We start from the raw sequence: 21,654 nt of genomic DNA, 5'->3' as shown, positions 1-21,654 counted from the left end.
ACCTTTCCGCATTGAAGGAGCAGGGATGACGACGACTGCCAGCGACACCACCGCGCCCAGCGGGCGCAAGCACTGGATCGAGCACTGGGAGCCCGAGAACGAGTCGTTCTGGGAGAGCACCGGCAAGAAGATCGCCAACCGCAACCTGTGGTTCTCGATCTTCTCCGAGCACATCGGCTTCTCCATCTGGACACTGTGGTCGGTCATGGTGCTGTTCATGGGGCCGCAGTACGGATTCTCGGCCGCCGACAAGTTCCTGCTGACCTCAACGCCGACGCTGGTCGGCGCGATCGCGCGGCTGCCATACAGCTGGGCGGTGGCGAAGTTCGGCGGTCGCAACTGGACGATCGTCAGCGCGTTGCTGCTGCTGATCCCGAGCGTCGGCGCGGCGATCGTGATGGAGCCCGGCACCCCCCTGTGGGGCTTCCTGATCGTGGCGGCGCTGGGCGGTGTCGGCGGCGGCAACTTCGCGTCCTCGATGACCAACATCAACGCGTTCTTCCCGGAGAAGGCCAAGGGCATGGCGCTCGGCCTGAACGCGGGCGGCGGCAACCTGGGCGTCGCCGTGATCCAGCTGCTCGGCCTGCTGATCATCGCCACGGCGGGCACCGGCGCGCCGCGGATCATCCTGTTCATCTACATCCCGCTGATCGTCGTCGCGGCGCTGTGCTCGGCGCTGTTCATGGACAACATCGCGTCCGTGAAGAACGACAAGAAGGCGATGCGGGAGATCATCGGCGACGCCCACACGTGGGTGATGTCGTTCCTCTACATCGGCACCTTCGGCTCGTTCATCGGCTACAGCTTCGCCTTCGGCCTCGTGCTGCAGAACCAGTTCGGCCGCACCCCGCTGCAGGCCGCCGCGGTCACCTTCCTCGGCCCGCTGCTCGGCTCGTTCTCCCGCCCGGCCGGTGGCTGGCTGGCGGACAAGCTCGGCGGCTCGCGGGTCACGTTCACCACGTTCGTCGGCATGGCGGCGATGACCGTCATCCTGATCATCGCGTCGAACACGAAGTCGCTGGCGTTGTTCACCACCGCGTTCATCGTGTTGTTCGTCCTCACCGGGATCGGCAACGGCTCGACCTACAAGAGCATCCCGGCCATCTTCCGCACCAAGGCCAAGGCGGCGATCGCGGCCGGCGCGGACGAGGCGGCCGAGCTGCTCAAGGCCCGCAAGCGCTCCGGCGCCCTGATCGGCCTCGCCGGCGCGATCGGCGCGCTCGGCGGCCTGTTCATCAACCTGGCGTTCCGCCAGTCCTTCTTGGACACCAAGAGCGGTGTCCCGGCGTTCGTCGGGTTCCTCGTCTTCTACGGGATCTGCTTCGTCCTCACCTGGGCCGTGTACCTCCGCAAGTCGGACGCCCCGGTGAGCGAGCGCGGGCTGGCTCTGGCCGGCGCCCGGGTCTGAAGCAAGAGAAAGCAAGCAGGAGGTTTCGGTAATGCGCACACTCGTCGTCGTCGGGAACGGCATGGTGAGCCATCGATTGGTGGAGGCACTGCGGGCCGAGGACACCGAGGGCGCCTGGCGGGTCGTCGTGCTCGCCGAGGAGCCGCGCCCGGCCTACGACCGGGTGGCCCTGACCTCCTACGTGGATGGCTGGGACGTCCAGGCGCTCACCCTGTCCGGTTCGGACTACGCGGGTGACGACCTCGTCGAGCTGCGGCTGGGCGACCCGGTCACGTCCGTGGACCGGGCGGCCAAGAAGGTGACCACCGCGTCCGGCCACGTGCAGGCCTACGACGCGCTGGTGCTGGCCACCGGCTCGCGGCCGTTCGTGCCGCCGGTGCCCGGCCACGACCTGCCGGGCTGCTTCGTCTACCGCACGATCGAGGACCTGGACGCGATCCGGGCCGCGGTCGAGCACGCGAAGGCGACCAAGCGCGGCCGCGCCGCGGCGATGGTCGTCGGTGGTGGCCTGCTCGGGCTGGAGGCGGCGAAGGCCCTGCGGGACATGGGCCTGTCGCCGCACGTGGTCGAGATGGCGCCGCGGCTCATGCCGATCCAGGTCGACGACGGCGGTGGCCGGCTGTTGCGCAAGCTGGTCACCGACCTCGACCTGACCGTCCACACCGGAACGTCGGCGGAGAAGATCGAGCAGGACGGCGACCGCCTGTTCACCAAGCTCACCAACGGCACCGAGCTGGACCTGGACCTGGTGGTGTTCTCCGCCGGTGTCCGCCCGCGCGACGACCTGGCCCGCTCGTCCGGTCTGGCGGTCGGCGAGCGCGGCGGCATCATCACCGACCTGGCCTGCCGCACGAGCGACCCGGACATCTGGGCGGTCGGCGAGTGCGCCGCCGTCGAGGGCCGCTGCTACGGCCTGGTCGCGCCGGGCTACACGATGGCCGAGATCGTCGCCGCGCAGCTGCTCGGCCGGGCAGGCGAGTTCCCGGGCGCGGACCTCTCCACCAAGCTCAAGCTGATGGGCGTGGACGTGGCCAGCTTCGGCGACGCGCACGCCACCACGGAGAACTCGGTCGAGGTCGTGCTCTCCGACGCCGTCGGCGGGTACTACAAGAAGCTCGTGGTGTCCGAACCCGATGAGCAGGGCGGACGACTCCTTCTGGGCGGTGTGCTGGTCGGCGACGCGAGCGCCTACAACCTGCTCCGGCCGCTGGTCGGCAGCCCGCTGCCGGCGGACCCGGCCGCGATGCTGGCTCCCGAGGGCGGTTCCAGCGCCGTGGGAGTGGACGCGCTGCCCGACGAGGCGCAGATCTGCTCGTGCAACGCGGTCAGCAAGGGCGCCATCACCAGCGCGATCCACGACCAGGGTTGCGACAGCGTCGCGAAGATCAAGGGCTGCACCAAGGCGGGCACGACCTGCGGTTCGTGCGTGCCGATGCTCGCGAAGCTGCTGGACGCCTGCGGGGTCGAGCAGTCCAAGGCGCTGTGCGAGCACTTCGCCTACTCGCGCCAGGAGCTGTTCCAGATCCTCAGCGCCACCCGCATCACCACGTTCGGCGAGCTGATCGCCAAGCACGGCACCGGCGCGGGCTGCGAGATCTGCAAGCCCGCGGTGGCCTCGATCCTCGCCACGCTGGACACGACCGACCGCGACGGCGGGCACGTCCTGGCCGGCGAGCAGGCCACGCTGCAGGACACCAACGACCACTTCCTGGCGAACATGCAGCGCAACGGCACCTACTCGGTGGTGCCGCGGATCCCCGGCGGCGAGATCACCCCGGCGAAGCTCAAGGTCATCGCCGAGGTCGCCGAGGAGTTCGGCCTCTACACCAAGATCACCGGCGGGCAGCGGATCGACCTGTTCGGCGCGACCGTGGACCAGCTGCCGCACATCTGGCGGCGGCTGGTGGACGCGGGCATGGAGTCCGGCCACGCGTACGGCAAGTCGCTGCGCACGGTGAAGTCCTGCGTCGGCTCGACCTGGTGCCGCTACGGCGTGCAGGACAGCGTGGGACTGGCTGTCGAGCTGGAGCTGCGTTACCGCGGCCTGCGCTCGCCACACAAGCTCAAGGCCGGGGTGTCCGGCTGCGCCCGTGAGTGCGCGGAGGCCCGCGGCAAGGACTTCGGCGTGATCGCCACAGAGAAGGGCTGGAACCTCTACGTCGGCGGCAACGGCGGCGCCCTGCCGCGCCACGCCGAGCTGCTGGCGTCCGACCTGGACAAGGACACGCTGATCACCTACATCGACCGGTTCCTGATGTTCTACGTCCGCACCGCCGACCGCCTGCAGCGCACCGCGCCGTGGGTCGAGGAGATGGACGGCGGGCTGGACCACCTGCGCGCGGTCATCGTCGACGACAAGCTCGGCATCTGCGAGGAGCTGGACGCCGCGATGGCCAAGCACGTGGAGAACTACGCCGACGAGTGGCGCGGCGTGCTGGAGGACCCGGAGAAGCTCGCCCGGTTCACGTCGTTCGTCAACGCGCCGGGCACGCCGGACCCGACCATCTCGTTCCGGGCGGAACGAGAGCAGAAAGTGCCCGTCCTGCTGGGTGTCCCGGAGGTGGTTTCGCGATGACCGCGGTGGAGGAGAAGCGCGCCACGGAGGTGGTCGAGATCTGCCGGTTCGACCGGTTGATCCCCGGTCGCGGGGTGGCCGCGCTGCTGCCGGACGGACGGCAGGTGGCGATCTTCCGCACCGTCACCGACGACGTCTACGCGCTGTCCAATGTGGATCCGTTCACCAAGGCCGCCGTGCTGTCCCGCGGGATCATCGGCGACGTCAAGGGTGTGCCGCACGTCGCATCACCCATGCTGAAACACCGTTTCGAGCTGGCCACGGGCTACTCTCTGGAGGACGAAACGGTGGCTGTGCGGAAGTATCCCGTGCGGGTGATCGAGGGCGTGGTGTACATCCAACCATGATCGATTCCTCCGGAATCCTCCCGCTCGCCGGTTTCGCGGTGGGCATCACGGCCGCGCGCCGCGCGGACGAGCTCGGCGCGCTGCTGGTACGCAAGGGCGCGACCGTGCGGTACGGGCCGGCGATCCGGATCGTGCCGCTCGCCGACGACACCGAGCTGCACGCCGCGACCGTGCGGATGCTGGAGGAGCCGGTCGACGTGGTCGTGGCGACCACCGGCATCGGGTTCCGCGGGTGGGTCGAGGCAGCAGAGGGCTGGGGCCTCGGCGAGGCGCTGGTCGACCAGCTCGGCAAGGCGTCGCTGCTGGCCCGCGGCCCGAAGGCGCGCGGCGCGATCCGGGCGGCCGGGCTGTCCGAGATCTACTCGCCCGCCTCGGAGAGCAGCGCCGAGCTGCTCCAGCACCTGCTGGAGTCCGGTGTGGAGGGTCAGCGGATCGCGGTGCAGCTGCACGGCGAGCCGTTGCCGTACTTCGTGGAGTCGTTGCGGGAGGCCGGGGCCGAGGTCATCGAGGTGCCGGTGTATCGCTGGGTGGGGCCCTCCGACCCGGGGCCGCTGGACCGGCTGATCGACGCGGTGCTGGACGGTTCGGTGGACGCGCTGCCGTTCACCAGCGCCCCGGCCGCGGCGAGCACGCTGGCCATGGCCAAGCGCACCGGACGTCTCGCGGCGCTGGTCGACGCGCTGACGCACCGGGTGCTGGTCGCGTGCGTCGGGCCGATCACCGCCGCCCCGCTGGCGGCCGTCGGGATCCCCACGGTGCAGCCGGAGCGGGCGCGGATCGGCGCGCTGGCGCGGACGGTGGCGCAGGCGCTGGTCGAGCGGTCGCCCAAGCTGTGCGCGGCCGGGCGGCTCATCGAGCTGCGCGGACAGGCGGCCATTGTGGACGGTCAGCTGTGTGAGGTGGCGCCCGCGCCGATGGCGGTGCTGCGGGCGCTGGCCCGCGAGCCCGGACGGGTGGTGTCGCGCCGGGAGCTGACGTCCGCGCTGCCCAGCGGCGGTGAGGAACACGCGGTGGAGACCGCGATCGGGCGGCTGCGCACGTCGCTCGGTGAGGGGAAGCTCGTGCAGACCGTGGTGAAGCGCGGATACCGGTTGGCGGTGGAACGATGATCGTGCTGGCAGCGCATGGAACGCGGGACCCGCAGGGCGCGCGGGTGATCGAGGAACTGGCCGACCGGGTGCGGGCCGAGACGCCCGTGCCGGTGCGGGTGGCCTACGCCGACGTGCGGCAGCCCGACGTCACCACGGTGCTCGACTCGGTGCGCGGCTACCAGGCGATCGTCGTGCCCGCGTTCCTGGCGGCCGGCTACCACGTGCGCACCGACATCCCGGCGCAGATCGCCGCGAGCGGGCACCGGAACGTCCTGCTGGCCGGCCCGTTCGGCCCGGCGCCGGAGCTGGTCGGCGTGATGCGCGACCGGCTGGAGTGGGCGGGTTATCGCGCGGGCGACGCGGTCGTGCTGGCCGCGGCGGGCTCCAGCGATCCGCGTGCGCTGGCCGAGGTGCGGGTCGCCGCGGATGCGCTGGGCGCGTTGCTGGGCGTGTCCGTGCAGGTGGGTTACGTCGCGACGGCGCGGCCCTCGATCGCGGACGCGGTCGCCAGGGCGCGAGGCCGCGGGCGGCGGGTGGCGGTGGCGTCGTGGCTGCTCGCGCCGGGGCTGTTCCAGCGGAAGGTGCTGGAGGCGGGCGCGGACGTGGTGGCGGACCCGCTCGGTGTGCACCCGGACGTCGTCGACCTGGTGCTGGCCAGGTACCAGCAGGCGCAGCGGCAGCTCGCGGTGGCCGCCTGACCCTTGTGGTTCGCTTGATGAAACAGTAGTTTCTGTTTTCGTGATGCGTTACACGAACAGGGTCGTTCTGATCACCGGTGCCGGGCAGGGGCTCGGCCGGGCCATGGCGCACAGGTTCGCCGACGAGGGGGCGTCGCTCGCGTTGTGCGACGTCAACGAGGGTGCGCTGAAGGAAACGGCGGTCGACTGCATCGATGTGCGCACGTCGGTGGTCGACGTGTCCGATCCCGAGCAGGTCGACTCCTGGGTCGCGGAGGCGCTGTTCGAGTTCGGGCGGGTGGACGTGCTGGTCAACAACGCCGGCGTGATCCGCGACAACCGGCTGGAGCGGATGACCGACGACGAGTGGGACGCGGTGCTGAACGTCAGCCTGCGCGGCATGTTCAACTGCAGCCGCGCGGTGTTCCCGGTGATGAAGCGGCAGGGGTACGGGCGGCTGCTGTCGTTCTCGTCGATGTGCTGGCGCGGCAACTTCGGGCAGGTCAACTACGCCGCGGCGAAGGCCGGTGTGGTGGGCATGGCGCGCACGATCGCGCTCGAAGGCGCCCGCCACGGCGTGACGTCGAACGCGATCGCGCCCGGGCTGATCGCGACCCCGATGCTGGCGTCGATGGACGAGCGGGCGCGGGCGAAGCTCGCCGCGCGGGTGCCTGCAGGGCACATCGGCGACCCGGAGGACATCGCGGAGGCCGCGGCGTTCCTGTGCTCCGAGGCGGCCGGGTACGTGACCGGGGTCGTGCTCGACGTCGACGGCGGGATCAGCATCGGCAGCGCGTTGCGCTGAGCTCACGCGCGCTGCGGTGAGCTCACGGGTGGTTCGCCGCGTCCGGCCGGGCAGCGGCCTGTCCGCGCCGTGGCCAATCCGCCGCGCCGCGCTTTGCCCAATGCGCCGCGCCGCGCCCAGCCGCGGCCTGTCCGCGCCCTGGCCAACCGTGGCTTGTCCGTGCCGTGCCAATCCGCCGGGTCGCGCCGTGCCAATCCGGCGTGCGCGCGGCCTGCTCGCGCCGCGCCTAGCCGTGGCCTGGTCCGCGCCCTGGCCAACCGTGGCTTGTCCGCGCCTGCCCAATCCGCCACGCTGCCCCGGCCAATCCGCCGCGTCGCGCCCGGCCCGCTTACGCCGGGGGCGCCCGGCCCGGCGCGTCAGCCCCAGCTCACCCGCAGATCCGCGAACCCCCGTGCTCGCGCGACGCGTTCGGCCTCCTCTTCCGCCGCCTTCCGTGCGGCGGGCGGCAGGGGGTCGAAGGCGGTGATCGTGAAGTCCAGGCGCTTGCGGCCGCTGCCCTTCGTCCGCCACACGCCGGCCACCTCGCCGCCCGCGAGGAGCGCTCCGGGGTTGCCCAGGATCTTCCACACCTCCTTCTGCCGCGCCCGGTCCGGCACCAGCACCGCCCGGTCGCGCGACTGCAGGAACGGGTCCCACGGCGGCAGCAACCGCAGCAGGTCGGGCTCCGGCGGGTTCTCCAGCGCGGCCACATCCCCGGACGGCAACCACACCTCGCGGCCCGCGAAGCGCACAGGCGTCAGGTCGTCCGGCCACATCCGCTTCGCGATCGCCGTCTTCGTGCCGACGAAATCCGCCGCCTCCTTGGGCGTCGCCGGGCCGTGCAGGTGCAGGTAGTCCCGGACAACGTGCATCGCCGCCTCAAGATCCGGCGTGGTCCGCATCCGCGACCTGCCCTCCAGCGGCGCGAGCGCCGCGGGCTGCGCGCCGGCCTCCAGGCGCACCCCGCCGTGGATCGCCGCCAGCCGCATGACCTGCTCCAGGATGTGGGTGGCCTGGCAACCGCGGCACCAGTACGACAACCCGGCCGGGATGATCTTCGTGACGGCCTCGCTCACCGCCCCCTTGGTCATCACCCGCGTCACGACCTTCCGGATCGCCCGCGCCGCCGTGAACAGGCCGTCCACCGCGCTCATCCCGGCCGCCTCGACCTGCTTGCGCTGCCAGCCCATCCGCGCCATCGCGTCGTCCTCGTCGAGCGGGACCAGCGCGGCGGTGACCCGGCCGATCTCGTCCGCGCGGTGGAAATGCGGCGCGCCGCGGTGCGTCCACGCCAGCACGAACCGCGGATCCTCCACAAAGGACTCCTCGGTGACCGGGCCGGGCAGTCGTGCCGCGAGCGCTATCGCCGCCGTCTCCCGCTGGGTGCTCTGCACGCCGAGGTCGAACACGGCCAGCCCGGCCGCGTCCGCGACGTCGCGGTGCAGACCCTGCGCCGCGATCCGGTGGGCGAGCACCTGCTCGCGGTCGACGTCGAGCATCACAGCCGGTGGTCGAAGGTGTAGTTCACGGTCTCGCTCGTCCCTCCGATCGTCCCGGTGCCCGCCAGCCCCGCCAGCTCACCGGTGCCCGAGCCCTCGACGACGGTGAACGTGCCCCGGATGCCGTCCGCGCCGTACGACACGTCGTGCCGGATGACGAAGCTGCCCTTGCGGCCGTCCACGCTGCCCTCGATCCGCTCGAACCCCGGCGCTGTCTGCGTGCTGCCGGTGTAGCCCTCTCCCGGGTAGTACAGCAGGTAGTCGCAGGCGGACTCGCCCTCGATCAGCCCGGAGTAGGTGAACGTGGCGTGCGCGTGGGCGTACCGGGGCCCGTCCTCGGGGCCGCTCACGACCTTCTCGTCCCAGGTCCGCATGGTGAAAGTGTTGGTCATGGCACCAAGTCTGACCCCCTTGCCTGACACCTTCTGTCAGGTTTTCCGGCGATAATGAGCCCATGCGCGCGAGCAGGTTGCTGTCGGTGCTGCTGCTCCTGCAGAACCGGGGTCGGATGACCGCCGAGGAGCTGGCGGAGGAGCTCGAAGTGTCGGTGCGGACCGTGTACCGGGACATCGAGTCGCTGTCGGCTGCCGGGGTGCCGGTCTACGCCGAACGCGGCCGGGCGGGCGGCTACCGGCTGCTCGACGGCTACCGCACCCGCCTGACCGGGCTGACCGGGGAGGAGGCGCAGTCGCTCCCGCTGGCCGGGCTGCCCGACGCGGCCGCCGAGCTGGGCCTGGGCACCGTGCTGACCGCCGCGCAGCTCAAGCTGTACGCCGCACTGCCGGACGAGCTGCGCGGCCGCGCCGGCAAGGTCGCCGAGCGGTTCGTGCTCGACGTGCCCGGCTGGTTCCGCGGCATCGAGAGCCTGCCGCACCTGGCCGAGGTGGCCCAGGCGGTGTGGGATTCGCGGCGTGTTTCGGTCCGGTACCGGCGGTGGGACAACAGCGAGACGAACCGGCTGCTGGAGCCGCTGGGGCTCATCCTCAAGGCCGGGAACTGGTACCTTGCAGCGCACTGCGACGGTGCGACCCGGACCTACCGGGTGTCGCGGATCCTCTCGCTCGAACCCGGCGCCGCGTTCGAGCGCCCGGCCGGGTTCGACCTCGCCGCCTACTGGCGGGAGTGGTCGGAGCAGTTCGAGCGGCGGATGTACCCGCGGGTCGCCGTCGTCCGGCTTTCCCCGCTGGGCCGCGAACTCGTACCGTTCTACCTGGGAGCGGTGGGCGCTCGCGCGCTGCGGGAGTGCCGTGCGGTTCCGGACGAAGACGGGTGGTTGCGCGTGGAGTTACCGGTGGAACCCGGCGCCCCGGCGCTCGGGGAGCTGTTGCGGTTCGGGCCCGAGCTGCAGGTGCTCGAGCCCGCCGACCTGCGTGACCGGGTGGCGGCCGCGGTGGGCCGGATGGGTGCGTTCTATGGGTGACCTGAGCGGAATCACGATCGGGGTGACCGCGGAGCGGCGGGCCGAGGAGTTCATCGGCGCGCTGGAACGCAACGGCGCCACGGTGCGGCACGCGCCGTTGATCCACATCGTGCCGCTGCCCGACGACGCCCGGCTGCGCGCCGCGACCGAGGAGGTCCTCGCCGAGCCGCTGGACGTCCTCGCGGTCACCACCGGCGCCGGTTTCCGCGGCTGGATCGAGGCCGCCGAGGGGTGGGGACTGCGCGACGACCTGCTCGCGTCGCTGACCAGGGCGCGGGTGTTCGTCCGCGGCCCGAAGGGCAAGGGCGCGGTGCGGGGCGTCGGGCTCACCGAGGAGTGGGCCGCGCCCGAGGAGAGCAACCGGCAGCTGTTCGGGCACCTCCTGGAAGCCGGTGTCGCCGGCGCGCGGCTGGCCGTCCAGCTGCACGGCTCGCCGCTGCCCGAGCACACTGCGCCATTGCGCGAAGCCGGCGCGCGGGTGATCGAGGTGCAGCCGTACCGGTGGGAGTGGCCCGCCGACCTGCACCCGGCGCACGAGCTGCTCGACGGCGTCCTCGACGGCCGGGTCGACGCGCTCGCGTTCACCAGCGCCCCGGCGAGCGCGAACATGCTGAACCTGGCCCGGGAACGCGGCACCTACGACGACCTGGTGCGCGCCCTGCGTGGCGACGTCGTGTGCGCCTGCGTCGGGCCGGTGACCGCCGCGCCGTTCACCGACGCCGGGGTGCCGACCCTGCAGCCGGAGCGGCAGCGGCTCGGTGCGCTGGTCAAGCTGCTGGTGGCGGAGCTGGGCACCTAGGTGTAGTGGCACGTCCAGGAGCCCGGCGATCCGGGCGGGGCCGAGCCGGCGATCCTGCCGCACGTGCAGAACCTTGCGCTCCACCTCCGCAGACGTTCGGGTCGGGGAGGTGCGGCGGGCGACTCGGGCGGGCGGCCAACCCGGCCTCACCGTCCTCCTGAAACCGGCGCAACCGCCTTGATCAACCCGACTCAACGACCGCACCGTCAACAACGTCCATGATCCCTACACCTAGGGGACGATCTCCGGGCCGCGACCGGATGTGCCCCGCCCCGCCGCTTCCTAGGTTCGGTGCATGGTCAAACCAAGATCGACAATCCGCAGTCTCGCGCTGCTCACCGCCGCCGCCTTCGCGCTCACCGTGGTCCCGGCGTCGGCCGACACGTCACTCGCCCTGCCGGCACCGTCCGGCCCGTTCGCCGTCGGCGTCACCGAGTTGCACCTGGTCGACCAGGCCCGCGACCGCGAGCTGATGGCGACGGTGCGTTACCCCGCCATCCACGACCGTGGCCCGCGGGCGCCGTACCTGACGCCCGGCGCCGCCGCCGTGATCGCCGAAGCGGACGCCGCCCGGATCGGCATGGACCCGTCCCGGCTGGACTATGGCTTCGCCACCAACGCGCGTTCCGGCGCGCCCGTCGCCGCGGGGCGCCTGCCCGTCGTGCTCTACACACCGGGCGCCGAGCAGCCTCGCGCGCTGGCGACCACCCAGCTGGAGGAGCTCGCGAGCCGGGGATACGTCACCGTCGCGTTCGACCATCCCGGCGAGACGTCCGTGGTGGAGTTCCCGGACGGCCGCCTGGTGCGCGGCTCCCTGCCACCGCAGAGCGTCGAGGTCGGCCGTCGGATGATCGCCACCCGCGTCGCGGACGCCCGGTTCGTCCTCGACCAGCTCGAAGTCCTCGCGCGGGGCGGCAACCCGGACGTCGCGCGGCGTGCGCTGCCCGCCCGGCTGGGCCGCTCGCTCGACCTGACCCGGATCGGCATGTTCGGGCATTCGGCAGGCGGGTTCACCACGGCCGAGACGATGCTGGCCGACCCGCGGATCGACGCGGGCGCCAACCTGGACGGCAGCATGGCCTACTCGCAGCGCGACCGGATCTTCGGGCAGGCCGTCGAGCAGGGCCTGGACCGGCCGTTCCTGCTGATGAGCGCCGGTGACCACAGCGCCGGCACGGACGGGTCCTGGCAGGAGTTCCTGGACAACCGGCGCGGCCCGGTCGAGCAGCGGCACCTCGCCGGCGGCGAGCACTTCAGCTACACCGACTACCAGTTCCTGCTGCCCCGGCTCGGCGTCGATCCAGCGGTCACCGCGCCCTGGATCGGCGACGTCGACGCCGCCCACAGCCTGGAGTTCCAGCGGACGAGCCTCGTCGAGTTCTTCGGCCAGCGGCTCTACGGCTGCCAGCGGTAGGTCTTCAGGTTGACCTTCTGACCGTCCGCCAGCACGCCTTCGGCCCGGAGCAGCTCCAGCTGCCGGTGCACGAGGTGCGGCGCGGGCGTGCCGTTGGCGCGCAGGATCCGGTGCCACGGCAGGTCCGCGCCGTCCTCGGACAGGATCCGGCCGATCATCCGGGGTGACGGGGCGCCGGCGATCGCCGCGATGTCGCCGTAGGTGGCGACCTTCCCCGGCGGCACGGTCGCGACCACCTCGCGCACCCGCTCGTGCAGCTCCTCGTCCACGTGACCAAACTACCGTCAAGGTGTGCCGGTCCCCGGTTCTGTCGGACGGTCGTGATTCCATGCGAGCGTGAGCGGAGAGGGCACCCGGTCCCGGGCGGGCGCGCGGCTGGTTCGGCTGCCCGTCCCCGAGCCGCGCCCGGAACGCTGGGACGAGGACGCGCGGGCGGTGCTGGCGGCGCCCCGCGGGTTCGTCCGGGTCCTCGGTGGACCGGGCACCGGCAAGACCACCTTGATCACGAGCGCGGCGGCGGCCCGCATCTCCGGCGGCGCCGATCCGGAGAGCCTGCTGGTGCTCACCGCGTCCCGCCGCGCCGCCAACGCCCTGCGCGCCGAGATCACCCGCCGCGTCACCGCGGGTGACGGCGTGCCCCGCACGATCCGCGAGCCGATCGTGCGCACCGTCCACTCGTACGCGTTCTCCCTGCTGCGCCTGCAGGCCGGGCTGCAGGACGTGCCGGCGCCGCGGCTGCTGTCCAGCCCGGAGCAGGACGTCGTGGTCCGCGAACTGCTGGCAGGCGACCTCGCGGAGGGCGCGCCGGACTGGCCCGAGCAGCTGCGGCCGGCGCTGGCCGTGCCCGGCTTCGCCGAGGAGCTGCGGGACCTGCTGCTGCGGGCCGCCGAGCGTGGCCTCGGCCCGGAGGACCTGGTCAAGCTGGGGCGGCGCAAGGACCGTCCGGAGTGGGTCGCGGCCGGGGTGTTCTGGCGGCAGTACGAGGAGGTCACCGTCCTGCAGGGGGCGGGAGGCAACGCCCTCGGCGCGCCCGGTTCGCCCGCGCTGGACGCGGCTGAGCTGGTCGCGAGCGCGCTCGTCGAGCTGGAGGGCGACCCCGACCTGCTGGCGCGCGAGCAGGCGCGGATCAGGCACGTGTTCGTCGACGACGCCCAGCACCTGGACCACCTGCAGTTCCGCCTGCTGCGGCTGCTCGGCACGGCGGCCGAGGACTTCGTCGTCACCGGCGACCCGGACCAGGCGATCTTCTCCTTCCGCGGCGCCGACCCCGGCCTGCTCACACGGGCCGACGCCGACGGCGGCCGCACGGTGACCCTGACCAGGACCCACCGCCTGAGCCTGGCCGTGCACGAGGCGGTGACGAAGCTCGGCGCGACCCTGCCGGGCGCGCAGCGGCACCGCGCGATCGAGGTCGACCCGTCGTCCGAAGAGGGTGAGGTCAAGGTCCGGTTGCTGCCGACCCCGTCCGCCGAGGCGAGCTGGGTCGCCGACCAGTTGCGCCGCGCGCACCTCATCGACGGCGTGCCGTGGTCGGAGATGGCCGTGCTGGTGCGCTCGCCGGGACGGTCGTTCCCCGTGCTGCAGCGGGCGTTGCGTGCCGCGGGCGTGCCGATCGCGTCGGCCGCCGACGAGCTGCCGCTGGCCCGCCAGCCCGCGGTCCGGCCGCTGCTCGCGGTCCTGCGGGTGGCGAGCGATCCCGGGCTGCTGGACGTCGACACCGCCGAGATGCTGCTGGCGTCCCCGCTCGGCGGCGCCGATCCGCTGGCGCTGCGCCGGATGCGGCGCGGTCTGCGGCGGCTGGAGCTGGCAGGCGGCGGTGAGCGGTCGAGCGACGAGCTGCTCGTGGAAGTGTTGCGGGACAACGACAAGCTCGGCGGACTGGCCGAGGCCGAGGCGGCGCCGATCCGCCGGGTCGGCGGGCTGATCGCGGTCGCCCGCGAGGCGATCGCCCGGGGCGCCGGGGTCGAGCAGGTCCTGTGGGACGTGTGGCGGGAGAGCGGCCTGCAGAAGCGGTGGGTGCGGCTGTCCGGCCGCGGCGGCACGCTGGGCGCGCAGGCCGACCGCGACCTGGACGCGGTGGTGGCGCTGTTCCACGCCGCGGGCAACTACGTCGACCGGTTGCCGAAGGCGAGCGTGGCGGCGTTCGCGGACTACCTGTCGTCGCAGAACATCGCGGGCGACAGCCTCGCCCCGGTGGCGATGCGCGGCGAGGGCGTGTCGATGCTGACCGCGCACGGCGCGGCCGGTCGCGAGTGGACGGTCGTCGCGGTGGCGAACGTGCAGGAGGGCAGCTGGCCGGACCTGCGGCTGCGCGGGTCGCTGCTCGGCGTCGAGCGGCTGGTGGACCTGCTCTCCGGGCTGGAGGAGGAGACGGTGTCCGCGACGGCGCCGATCCTCGCCGAGGAGCGGCGGCTGTTCTACCTGGCGCTCGGCCGGGCGAAGCGGACGCTGCTGGTGAGCGCGGTGATCGGGGAGGACGAGCAGCCCTCGCGGTTCGTCGACGACCTGGAGGCCAACAGCGCGGACGAGTCCGGGCTGGACTCGCGGGTCAAGCCACCCGGCCGGTCGCTGGTGCTGGCCGAGCTGGTCGGCGACCTGCGGCGCGCGGTGTGCGACCCGGAGGTGCCGCCGGACCGGCGGGCGCGGGCGGCGCGGCAGCTGGCGCGGCTGGCGCGGGCCGGGGTGCCCGGCGCGCACCCGGATTCCTGGTACGGCCTGGTGGAGACGTCGACGGACACCCCGCTCTACGGCGAGGGCGACGTGATCCGGATTTCGCCGTCCACTGTGGACACGCTGAAGAAGTGCCCGTTGCGGTGGCTGATCGAACGGCACGGTGGCTCCGACCCGGCCCAGCTGGCGGCGATCACCGGGACGCTGGTGCACGAGCTGGCGCAGGCCGCCGCGGACGGCATGGACGACGAGGGCCTGCGCCGCGCGCTGGACGACGCGTGGGCGAAGGTCGACGCCGGTGCGCCGTGGTTCTCGCGGCGGGAACGCAACCGGGTCGAGCAGATGGTGCGCAACTTCCTGACCTGGCTGCACAATTCGCGGCACGAGCTGCAGCAGATGGGGATCGAGCAGGACATCGAGGTGGAGCTGCCGGTCGGTGGTGACGGTCTGCTGGTCAAGCTGCGCGGCCGCGTGGACCGCTTGGAGCACGACGCCGAGGGCCGGCCGGTGATCGTCGACCTGAAGACCGGGAAGAACGCGGTGAGCGCCGCGGACGCCGAGCTGAACCCGCAGCTGGCGGCGTACCAGTTGTCCGTGCTGCTGGGCGCGTTCGGCGGCGGGAAGCGACCGGGCGGCGCGAAGCTGGTGTACCTGGCGAAGGCGCACAACAAGACCGGCGCGACGGTGCGGGAGCAGCCCCCGCTGGACGACGAGAGCGGCCGCGAGTGGCTGGAGCTGGTGCGAAAGGTGGCGGCCTCCGCGACGGGCCCCGCGTACGACGCGACGGAAAACCCGGACTGCGACCGCTGCCCGGCGAAGGGATCGTGCCCGCTGCGCCCGGAGGGCAGGCAGGTGACAGGCCCATGAGGATCCTTTCCAACTCCCGCCAGCCTGGGAGCCGCCCCACGACCGAACCCGCCGCCCGCGCCGAAGTCTCCGGCCGCGCTGAGCTCGCCGGTCCGGCTGGCCGGGCCGAACCCGCCGATCCCGTCAACCGAGCCGAACCCGCACTCCAATGACCGAGATCGCCTCCCCAGCTGAAGTCGCCCACGCGCTCGGCCTCCATCCGCCCACCCCCGAGCAGGCGGCGGTCATCGCGGCGCCCATCGAGCCCGCGCTGGTCGTCGCGGGGGCCGGGGCCGGTAAGACCGAGACCATGGCCGCCCGGGTCGTCTGGCTCGTCGCCAACGGGTTCGTCACCCCGGAGCGCGTCCTGGGCCTCACGTTCACCCGCAAGGCCGCCCGCCAGCTCGCCGACCGCGTCCGCGCCCGCCTGCGCCGCCTCGCCGGCTCGGGCCTCCTCGACCGCCTCGACCCGGGCGGCGCGCGCCGGGCCGCGGTGGTCGCCGGGGAACCGACCGTCCTCACCTACCACGCCTACGCCGGCCGCCTCCTCGCCGAGCACGGCCTCCGCCTGCCCGTCCAGCCCGGCGTCCGCCTCCTCTCCGAGACCAGCTCCTGGCAGCTCGCCCACCGAGTGGTCTCCACCTGGGACGAGGACCTGGACACCGACCGCGTCCCGGCCTCGGTCACCGCGCAACTGCTCGCCCTCACCGGCGAACTCGGCGAACACCTGGTCACCGAAGAAAAACTCGCCGACTACACGCGCTGGCTCTGCGACCTCATCGAACGAGCCCCGCGCGCCAAGGGGCAGCGCGCAGGCATGCCGAAGTCGCTCACCGACATCGTCGCCGCGCAGAAGTTCCGCCTCTCGCTCATCCCGCTGATCGAGGAGTACCAGCGCCGCAAACGGGCCGAGGGCGCGCTCGACTTCGCCGACCAGATGTCACTGGCCGCGACGCTCGCCGACAACCACCCGGCGGTCGCGGAGGGCGAACGCGCCCGCTACGGCGCCGTTCTCCTCGACGAGTACCAGGACACCGGCCACGCGCAGCGCATCCTGCTGCGCGCCCTGTTCGGCGGCGTCGAGAACGAACCGCTGCCGGTCACCGCGGTCGGCGACCCCGCGCAGGCCATCTACGGCTGGCGCGGCGCCAGCGCGGCCAACCTGCCCCGCTTCACCACCGACTTCCCGCGCCCCGGCCTGGAACCCGCCCGCGAGTACGGCCTGCTCACCAGTTTCCGCAACCCCGCCGAAGTCCTCGTCCTCGCCAACGGCATCGCCGAGCCGCTGCGGCAGCGCGGCCTCGGCGTCGAACGGCTCCGCGCCCGCGACGGCGCGCCGCCCGCCGACATCGAGGTCGCCCTGCTGCCGGACATCCGGACCGAACGCGAGTGGGTCGCCGACGCCCTGGCGCGGAGGTGGTTCGCCCACCAGGCCGAGCACGGCGCCCCGCCCACCGCCGCCGTCCTCGTCCGCCGCCGCGCCGACATGGCCCCGATCGCGGCCGAACTGCGGGCCCGCGGGTTGCCGGTCGAGGTCGTCGGTCTCGGCGGGCTCCTCGACGAACCCGAGGTGGCCGACCTCGTCGCCACCCTGCGCGTCCTCGCCGACCCCCTGGCTGGGACCGCCGCCGCCCGCCTGCTCACCGGCGCCCGCTGGCGGCTGGCGGCCGCCGACCTGGCCGCGTTGTGGCGGCGCGCCAACGAGATCTCCGCGCCCCCGCCCACCGAAGAGTCCAAGGTGGACGACCTGTTCGCCGAACGCGCCGAGCAGACCGGCCTGATCGACGCGCTGGACGATCCGGGTGACCCCAAGCGCTACTCGCCGGAGGGCTACCGCCGGATCCGGGAACTGGGCCACGAGCTCGCCGCGCTGCGCCGCCGGCTGGACCAGTCGCTGCCCGAGCTGGTCGCCGACGTGGAGCGGACCATGCTGCTCGACGTCGAAGCGCAGGCCCGCCCCGGCAGCGCCCGCCGCGCGCACCTGGACGCGTTCGCCGACGTGGTCACCGACTTCGCCGAGACCTCGCCCACCGCCACGCTGATGTCCTTCGTGGACTACCTCGCCACCGCCGCGCACGCCGAGGACGGCCTCACCCCGGGCGAGGTCGAGGTGGTGCCGGACCGGGTGCAGGTGCTGACCGTCCACTCCGCGAAGGGCCTGGAGTGGGAGGTCGTCGCCGTGCCGCACCTGGCGCGCGAGGTCTTCCCGAACAAGCGCCGGTCCTCGTCGTGGCTGCGCACGGTCACGTCGCTGCCCGCCGCGCTGCGCGGCGACTCCGAGGACCTGCCGAAGCTGCGCGTGTCCGACGGCATGGACCGCAAGGAGGTCATCGAGGCCTTCGAGATCCACGAGCAGGACTTCGCCGAGCGCGAGGCGGAGGAGGAACGCCGCCTCTGCTACGTCGCGCTGACCCGCTCCGAGCGCGCCCTCATCGTCTCCGGGCACTGGTGGAACGAAACCAGCGCACGGCCGAAGGGCCCGTCGGACTTCCTGGTCGAGGTCGGCGAACTGGCGAAGGAGGGCGTCGGCAAGGTCGCCGTCTGGGCCGACGAGCCGCCTGCCGACGAGGAGAACCCGCTGGTCAGCCAGGCCCGGTCGGCGCAGTGGCCGTCCGACCCGCTGACCGGCCGCCGCGACGCCGTGCACGAGGGCGCGGACCTGGTGCGCACCGCGCTGGCCGAGGGTGAGGTCGAGGAGACGGACGAGGACGACCCGGACGGCTGGATCGCCGACACCGACGTGCTGCTCGCCGAGTTCGCCAAGCGCAGCGGCACGGCCGAGCAGGTCGCCCTGCCGGACCACCTGTCGGTGAGCCAGCTCGTCGAGCTCGCCGCGGACCCGGCCGGGCTGGCCCGCCGCCTGCGCCGCCCGCTGCCGGTGCCGCCCAACACCTTCGCCCGCCGCGGCACCGCCTTCCACGGCTGGCTGGAGCGCCGCTTCGCCGGCGACCGCCTGTTCGACCTCGACGAGCTGCCCGGCGCCGCCGACCCGGACGAGGCCGGCGACGACGAACTCGAAGCGCTGCAGGAGGCCTTCGACCGGAGCGCATGGGCGGCCCGCACTCCGCACGAGGTGGAGGTGCCGTTCTCCACCGAGGTGGACGGCGTGACCGTGCGCGGGCGCATGGACGCCGTGTTCGCCGACCCGGACGGCGGCTGGACCGTCGTGGACTGGAAGACCGGCGCGGTGCCCGAGGAGGGCCGGATGGCTTCGCTCGCCGTGCAGCTGGCGGCGTACCGTCTGGCTTGGGCGTCGCTGTCCGGAACGCCGTTGGAGAAGGTGCGCGCCGCCTTCCACTACGTCCGCGAAGACCACACGCTGCGCCCGGTGGACCTGCTCGACGCGGACGGTCTGCGCGACCTCCTGCGCAGTGTGCCGCAGCCCTAGCGAGGCCTGACATGATCGCTTACGATCCGCGGGTGCGTGTCGCGGACGAACCGGACCACTCGCTCGTCGGCGTCGTCCGGATGCCGGAGCCGGCCCTCAGCCCGATCCGGTCCATCGGCAGACGGATCCTCGGTGCACTGCTGGCGCTCGTCGCCGCGGTGTTCATCGTCTACCTGGGGCGGGACGGCTACCGGGACGTCAACGAGGACGGCCTGTCGCTGCTCGACGCGTTCTACTACGCCACGGTGTCGCTGTCGACCACCGGCTACGGTGACATCACCCCGGTCACCAACTCGGCCCGGCTGATCAACGTGCTGGTGATCACGCCGCTGCGGGTGCTGTTCCTCATCGTCCTGGTCGGCACGACCCTCGAGGTGCTGACCGAGCGGTCGCGGCAGGCGTTCCGGATCCAGAAGTGGAGGACCAAGGTGCGGGACCACGTGGTGGTCGTCGGGTTCGGGACCAAGGGCCGGGCCGCGGTCAAGACCCTGCTCGGGGACGAGGCGATCGAGCCCAACAAGATCGTCGTGGTGGACACCGACCAGCAGGCGCTGGACGCGGCAGCCGCGCTCGGCCTGGTCACCGTGCACGGGTCGGCCACCCGCTCGGACGTGCTGCGGGTGGCGGCCGTGCAGCGGGCGCGCGCGGTCGTCGTCGCCGCGGACCGGGACGACTCGGCGGTGCTGGCCACGCTCACCGCGCGGGAGCTGGCCCCCAAGGCGCACATCGTGGTCTCCGTGCGCGAGGCGGAGAACGTCCACCTGCTCAAGCAGTCCGGCGCCAACCAGGTGGTGGTGTCCAGCGAGACCGCGGGCAGGCTGCTCGGCATGGCGACGTCCACGCCGGTCGTGGTGGACATGTTCGAGGACCTGCTGACGCCCGAGTCGGGGCTGGCGATCGCCGAGCGCCCCGCGGAGAAGTCCGAGGAGGGCGGTTCGCCGCGGCACCTGCCGGACATCGTGCTCGGCGTGGTGCGCGACGGGCAGCTGTACCGCGTGGACGCGGCCGCCGTGGACGCCATCGAACCCGGCGACCGGTTGCTCTACGTGAAGAAAGTGACCCCGGCCGACCGGGTTGAGTGATAGATCTCGGCAGCCCGTCGGCGGCTGTGCTTCACCCGGACCTTCTGGAAGCATGGGGATCGTGCTGCGCTGGAACACCCTCGCCGTCGCCGTGCTGGTCGGCATCGCCATCGTGACCGCCGTGTGGTGGGCGGGGCCGGGGATGCTGGGCACCGCGGCCGCCGCGCAGGGCACGGTCGCGCAGGCCACCGTCACCAAGGGCGCCGAGTGCTCCGAGCCGAACCCGCAGGAGACGGTGGAGATCACGATCGGCGGCCAGACCCGCGCCGGGGTGCTGGACGCGTGCGGGCACGACCAGAACGACCGCGTCGACGTCACCGTGCCGGCCTCGGTGGGGGACGGGGAAATCCAGGTGCACCTGGCGGACGTGGTGACCGGCCACGACGACCTGCGCCGCCCGATCGGGCTGGCGCTGCTGGCGCTCAGCTGCCTCGGCGGGGGCACGTACGCGTTCCTGGTCCACCGAGGCCCGCGCCAGGCGGAGGCGGCGAAAGTCGTCTGAGGGCGCGGTTCGAGGGGTTGGTGCGGCTTACGGCGCCGCTCCACCAGCGCGTCAGCTCACCTCGGATGCCGGTGCCGCGAACGTGTTGCACTTCGCGATCCGGTTGAACTGCGCGCCCGTCCGCCACCACTGCGCGTAGTGCGCGTTGGTGCCGTGGTCGGCGCTGCCGGAGGTGTTGTCGCCGCGGGTGTCCTGGTCCCGCCAGGCCTTGGCGTACATGTCGCGCGTCACCGAGCCGCCCCGGTCGACCACCGCGCCCAGGAACATCCCGGAGAAGCACTGCGCCTGCAGCTCCTTGCGCCGCGACAGCTCCAGGCCGGCCGGGGTGTTCTGCCCGACGGCGTAGATCTGCTGCCACACCGCGTCCATGATCCCGGCGACCTCCTGCACGTGGTGGCCGTACTCGTGCGCGAACAGCGCCAGGTAAACCCCCGGGTTGTCGCCGTACTGGTCGGTCTGCAGCCCGCGGAACGGCACGTACAGATTGTCGTCGCAGTAGTAGGCCGCGGTCGCCACGCTCACCGCGATCGTGCCGCACGCGGTGGTGAAGTGGGTGCCGGTCGGGAAGTGCAGGTTCGGCGGGGTGAACGGCAGGTTGTACCGCTCCAGGAACTGGCCCCACGCCTCGTTGAGGCACTGGTCGGCGGCGGTGAAGAAGGCCTCGGCCGAGGCCTGGTCGCTGTGCCACTCGGGCAGCTCGCAGGCGAAGTTCTGCAGGCCGTCGTCCGGGTTGCGCAGGATCGGGTGGTTCGCCAGCTCCAGGATCTTCTCGCCGTCCACCGCGCCGGTCGCCGCGCCAGCCGCGTTGCCGCCGCTCACCGCGGTGGTCGTCGGCGCGGCCACGGTCGGCGACGACGGGGCCGGCCCGTTGCCGATCGCGATGAACACCACCAGCCCGGCCAGCAGCACCGCGACCGCGCTCAGCACGAACGCGGTGACCGGCCGCGAGGAACGACGCTGTGCCCGGTGCCGCGGCGCGGAGGAGGGCGGCGGCAACGGTTCCCGAGGGCGCTGCGGCGGAGGCGTCATCGGGCGCCAGCATAGTCAGCGCCCGTGCTGTGCGAGTGAGATCACGACTCGGCGGCGGCCGCGTGCCACCCGTGGCCGGTGCCGGACCGCTCTGCGAGAGTGGGCGGCGAAGCGACCCGCAGT

Annotated in this window: 17 protein-coding genes; 13 read left to right on the top strand and 4 right to left on the bottom strand. The window is 72.8% G+C overall.

Features of this window, described 5'->3' with window-relative positions; translation table 11 throughout:
- Positions 1 to 25 precede the first annotated feature (25 nt).
- The 6 genes from ACCP09_RS25005 to fabG are packed head-to-tail and all read left to right on the top strand — an operon-like array spanning position 26 to position 6,903.
- Positions 26 to 1,408, top strand: coding sequence for a nitrate/nitrite transporter (locus ACCP09_RS25005; RefSeq protein ID WP_027932357.1), 1,383 nt, complete (start codon positions 26 to 28; stop codon positions 1,406 to 1,408).
- 31 nt (positions 1,409 to 1,439) lie between these two features.
- On the top strand, positions 1,440 to 3,983 hold the full coding sequence (gene nirB, locus ACCP09_RS25000) for a nitrite reductase large subunit NirB (RefSeq protein WP_027932356.1): 2,544 nt from the start codon (positions 1,440 to 1,442) through the stop codon (positions 3,981 to 3,983).
- Complete coding sequence (nirD, locus tag ACCP09_RS24995) at positions 3,980 to 4,330, top strand: nitrite reductase small subunit NirD (protein WP_433750712.1); 351 nt, start codon at positions 3,980 to 3,982, stop codon at positions 4,328 to 4,330. Before nirB ends, nirD begins: the two co-directional genes overlap by 4 nt.
- A complete protein-coding gene (locus ACCP09_RS24990; protein ID WP_123683810.1) occupies positions 4,327 to 5,439 on the top strand; it encodes a uroporphyrinogen-III synthase in 1,113 nt (370 codons plus the stop codon). The genes nirD and ACCP09_RS24990 overlap by 4 nt, the downstream gene beginning before the upstream one ends.
- Complete coding sequence (locus tag ACCP09_RS24985) at positions 5,436 to 6,119, top strand: sirohydrochlorin chelatase (RefSeq protein WP_027932353.1); 684 nt, start codon at positions 5,436 to 5,438, stop codon at positions 6,117 to 6,119. Before ACCP09_RS24990 ends, ACCP09_RS24985 begins: the two co-directional genes overlap by 4 nt.
- Before the next feature lie 43 nt (positions 6,120 to 6,162).
- Positions 6,163 to 6,903 carry a 3-oxoacyl-ACP reductase FabG gene (fabG, locus tag ACCP09_RS24980; protein ID WP_123683808.1) on the top strand — a complete coding sequence of 247 codons (741 nt, stop codon included), beginning with the start codon at positions 6,163 to 6,165 and terminating at the stop codon, positions 6,901 to 6,903.
- Positions 6,904 to 7,259: 356 nt separating this feature from the next.
- Here the strand turns inward: fabG and ACCP09_RS24975 are convergent, their stop codons facing one another.
- Positions 7,260 to 8,381 carry a DNA glycosylase AlkZ-like family protein gene (locus tag ACCP09_RS24975; protein WP_433750707.1) on the bottom strand — a complete coding sequence of 374 codons (1,122 nt, stop codon included), beginning with the start codon at positions 8,379 to 8,381 and terminating at the stop codon, positions 7,260 to 7,262.
- Entirely contained in the window at positions 8,381 to 8,773 is a 393-nt protein-coding gene (locus tag ACCP09_RS24970; RefSeq protein WP_433750704.1) for a DUF3224 domain-containing protein, read from the bottom strand. The genes ACCP09_RS24975 and ACCP09_RS24970 overlap by 1 nt, the downstream gene beginning before the upstream one ends.
- Before the next feature lie 62 nt (positions 8,774 to 8,835).
- Here ACCP09_RS24970 and ACCP09_RS24965 point away from each other — a divergent pair, with 62 nt between their 5' ends.
- From ACCP09_RS24965 to ACCP09_RS24955, 3 genes are all read left to right on the top strand, one after another.
- Positions 8,836 to 9,801 (top strand): helix-turn-helix transcriptional regulator, encoded by a 966-nt coding sequence (locus ACCP09_RS24965; RefSeq protein ID WP_017986978.1) that lies wholly within the window; start codon positions 8,836 to 8,838, stop codon positions 9,799 to 9,801.
- Positions 9,794 to 10,600, top strand: coding sequence for a uroporphyrinogen-III synthase (locus ACCP09_RS24960; protein ID WP_378334759.1), 807 nt, complete (start codon positions 9,794 to 9,796; stop codon positions 10,598 to 10,600). Before ACCP09_RS24965 ends, ACCP09_RS24960 begins: the two co-directional genes overlap by 8 nt.
- Before the next feature lie 295 nt (positions 10,601 to 10,895).
- Positions 10,896 to 12,014: an alpha/beta hydrolase family protein gene (locus ACCP09_RS24955; protein ID WP_433750699.1), complete on the top strand. Its 1,119-nt coding sequence runs from the start codon at positions 10,896 to 10,898 to the stop codon at positions 12,012 to 12,014.
- Here the strand turns inward: ACCP09_RS24955 and ACCP09_RS24950 are convergent.
- Complete coding sequence (locus tag ACCP09_RS24950; protein ID WP_020419763.1) at positions 11,996 to 12,283, bottom strand: MGMT family protein; 288 nt, start codon at positions 12,281 to 12,283, stop codon at positions 11,996 to 11,998. The two genes, ACCP09_RS24955 and ACCP09_RS24950, sit on opposite strands and share 19 nt — an antisense overlap.
- A 67-nt stretch (positions 12,284 to 12,350) precedes the next feature.
- Between ACCP09_RS24950 and ACCP09_RS24945 the strand changes: the two genes are divergently transcribed.
- The 4 genes from ACCP09_RS24945 (at position 12,351) to ACCP09_RS24930 (ending at position 20,502) form a co-directional block, all read left to right on the top strand.
- The gene (locus ACCP09_RS24945) at positions 12,351 to 15,551 is read left to right on the top strand and encodes an ATP-dependent helicase (RefSeq protein WP_433750696.1); all 3,201 of its coding nucleotides are present in this window, start codon (positions 12,351 to 12,353) and stop codon (positions 15,549 to 15,551) included.
- A 148-nt stretch (positions 15,552 to 15,699) separates the two neighbouring features.
- Positions 15,700 to 18,918, top strand: a complete 3,219-nt coding sequence (locus tag ACCP09_RS24940; protein WP_433750693.1) for an ATP-dependent helicase — start codon at positions 15,700 to 15,702, stop codon at positions 18,916 to 18,918.
- 11 nt (positions 18,919 to 18,929) lie between these two features.
- The gene (locus ACCP09_RS24935) at positions 18,930 to 20,000 is read left to right on the top strand and encodes a potassium channel family protein (protein WP_017986984.1); all 1,071 of its coding nucleotides are present in this window, start codon (positions 18,930 to 18,932) and stop codon (positions 19,998 to 20,000) included.
- A gap of 52 nt (positions 20,001 to 20,052) precedes the next feature.
- Positions 20,053 to 20,502, top strand: coding sequence for a hypothetical protein (locus ACCP09_RS24930; RefSeq protein ID WP_433750689.1), 450 nt, complete (start codon positions 20,053 to 20,055; stop codon positions 20,500 to 20,502).
- A 51-nt stretch (positions 20,503 to 20,553) separates the two neighbouring features.
- Here the strand turns inward: ACCP09_RS24930 and ACCP09_RS24925 are convergent, their stop codons facing one another.
- Positions 20,554 to 21,429, bottom strand: coding sequence for a neutral zinc metallopeptidase (locus ACCP09_RS24925; RefSeq protein ID WP_433750752.1), 876 nt, complete (start codon positions 21,427 to 21,429; stop codon positions 20,554 to 20,556).
- Positions 21,430 to 21,654: the final 225 nt, after the last annotated feature.

Origin of the sequence: Amycolatopsis sp. 3B14 (assembly GCF_050958625.1) — a bacterium.
Lineage (GTDB): Bacteria > Actinomycetota > Actinomycetes > Mycobacteriales > Pseudonocardiaceae > Amycolatopsis_E > Amycolatopsis_E thermoflava.
The sequence above is the reverse complement of the archived record's forward strand: the minus strand, read 5'-3'. Positions and strand labels throughout refer to the sequence as shown.

Excerpts from the sequence above, each read along its gene's own strand:
- ACCP09_RS25005 (WP_027932357.1), top strand. The coding sequence starts at position 26 with ATGACGACGACTGCCAGCGACACCACCGCGCCCAGCGGGCGCAAGCAC.
- nirB (WP_027932356.1), top strand. The coding sequence starts at position 1,440 with ATGCGCACACTCGTCGTCGTCGGGAACGGCATGGTGAGCCATCGATTG.
- nirD (WP_433750712.1), top strand. The coding sequence starts at position 3,980 with ATGACCGCGGTGGAGGAGAAGCGCGCCACGGAGGTGGTCGAGATCTGC.
- ACCP09_RS24990 (WP_123683810.1), top strand. The coding sequence starts at position 4,327 with ATGATCGATTCCTCCGGAATCCTCCCGCTCGCCGGTTTCGCGGTGGGC.
- ACCP09_RS24985 (WP_027932353.1), top strand. The coding sequence starts at position 5,436 with ATGATCGTGCTGGCAGCGCATGGAACGCGGGACCCGCAGGGCGCGCGG.
- fabG (WP_123683808.1), top strand. The coding sequence starts at position 6,163 with ATGCGTTACACGAACAGGGTCGTTCTGATCACCGGTGCCGGGCAGGGG.
- ACCP09_RS24975 (WP_433750707.1), bottom strand. The coding sequence starts at position 8,381 with ATGCTCGACGTCGACCGCGAGCAGGTGCTCGCCCACCGGATCGCGGCG.
- ACCP09_RS24970 (WP_433750704.1), bottom strand. The coding sequence starts at position 8,773 with ATGACCAACACTTTCACCATGCGGACCTGGGACGAGAAGGTCGTGAGC.
- ACCP09_RS24965 (WP_017986978.1), top strand. The coding sequence starts at position 8,836 with ATGCGCGCGAGCAGGTTGCTGTCGGTGCTGCTGCTCCTGCAGAACCGG.
- ACCP09_RS24960 (WP_378334759.1), top strand. The coding sequence starts at position 9,794 with ATGGGTGACCTGAGCGGAATCACGATCGGGGTGACCGCGGAGCGGCGG.
- ACCP09_RS24955 (WP_433750699.1), top strand. The coding sequence starts at position 10,896 with ATGGTCAAACCAAGATCGACAATCCGCAGTCTCGCGCTGCTCACCGCC.
- ACCP09_RS24940 (WP_433750693.1), top strand. The coding sequence starts at position 15,700 with ATGACCGAGATCGCCTCCCCAGCTGAAGTCGCCCACGCGCTCGGCCTC.
- ACCP09_RS24935 (WP_017986984.1), top strand. The coding sequence starts at position 18,930 with ATGATCGCTTACGATCCGCGGGTGCGTGTCGCGGACGAACCGGACCAC.
- ACCP09_RS24930 (WP_433750689.1), top strand. The coding sequence starts at position 20,053 with ATGGGGATCGTGCTGCGCTGGAACACCCTCGCCGTCGCCGTGCTGGTC.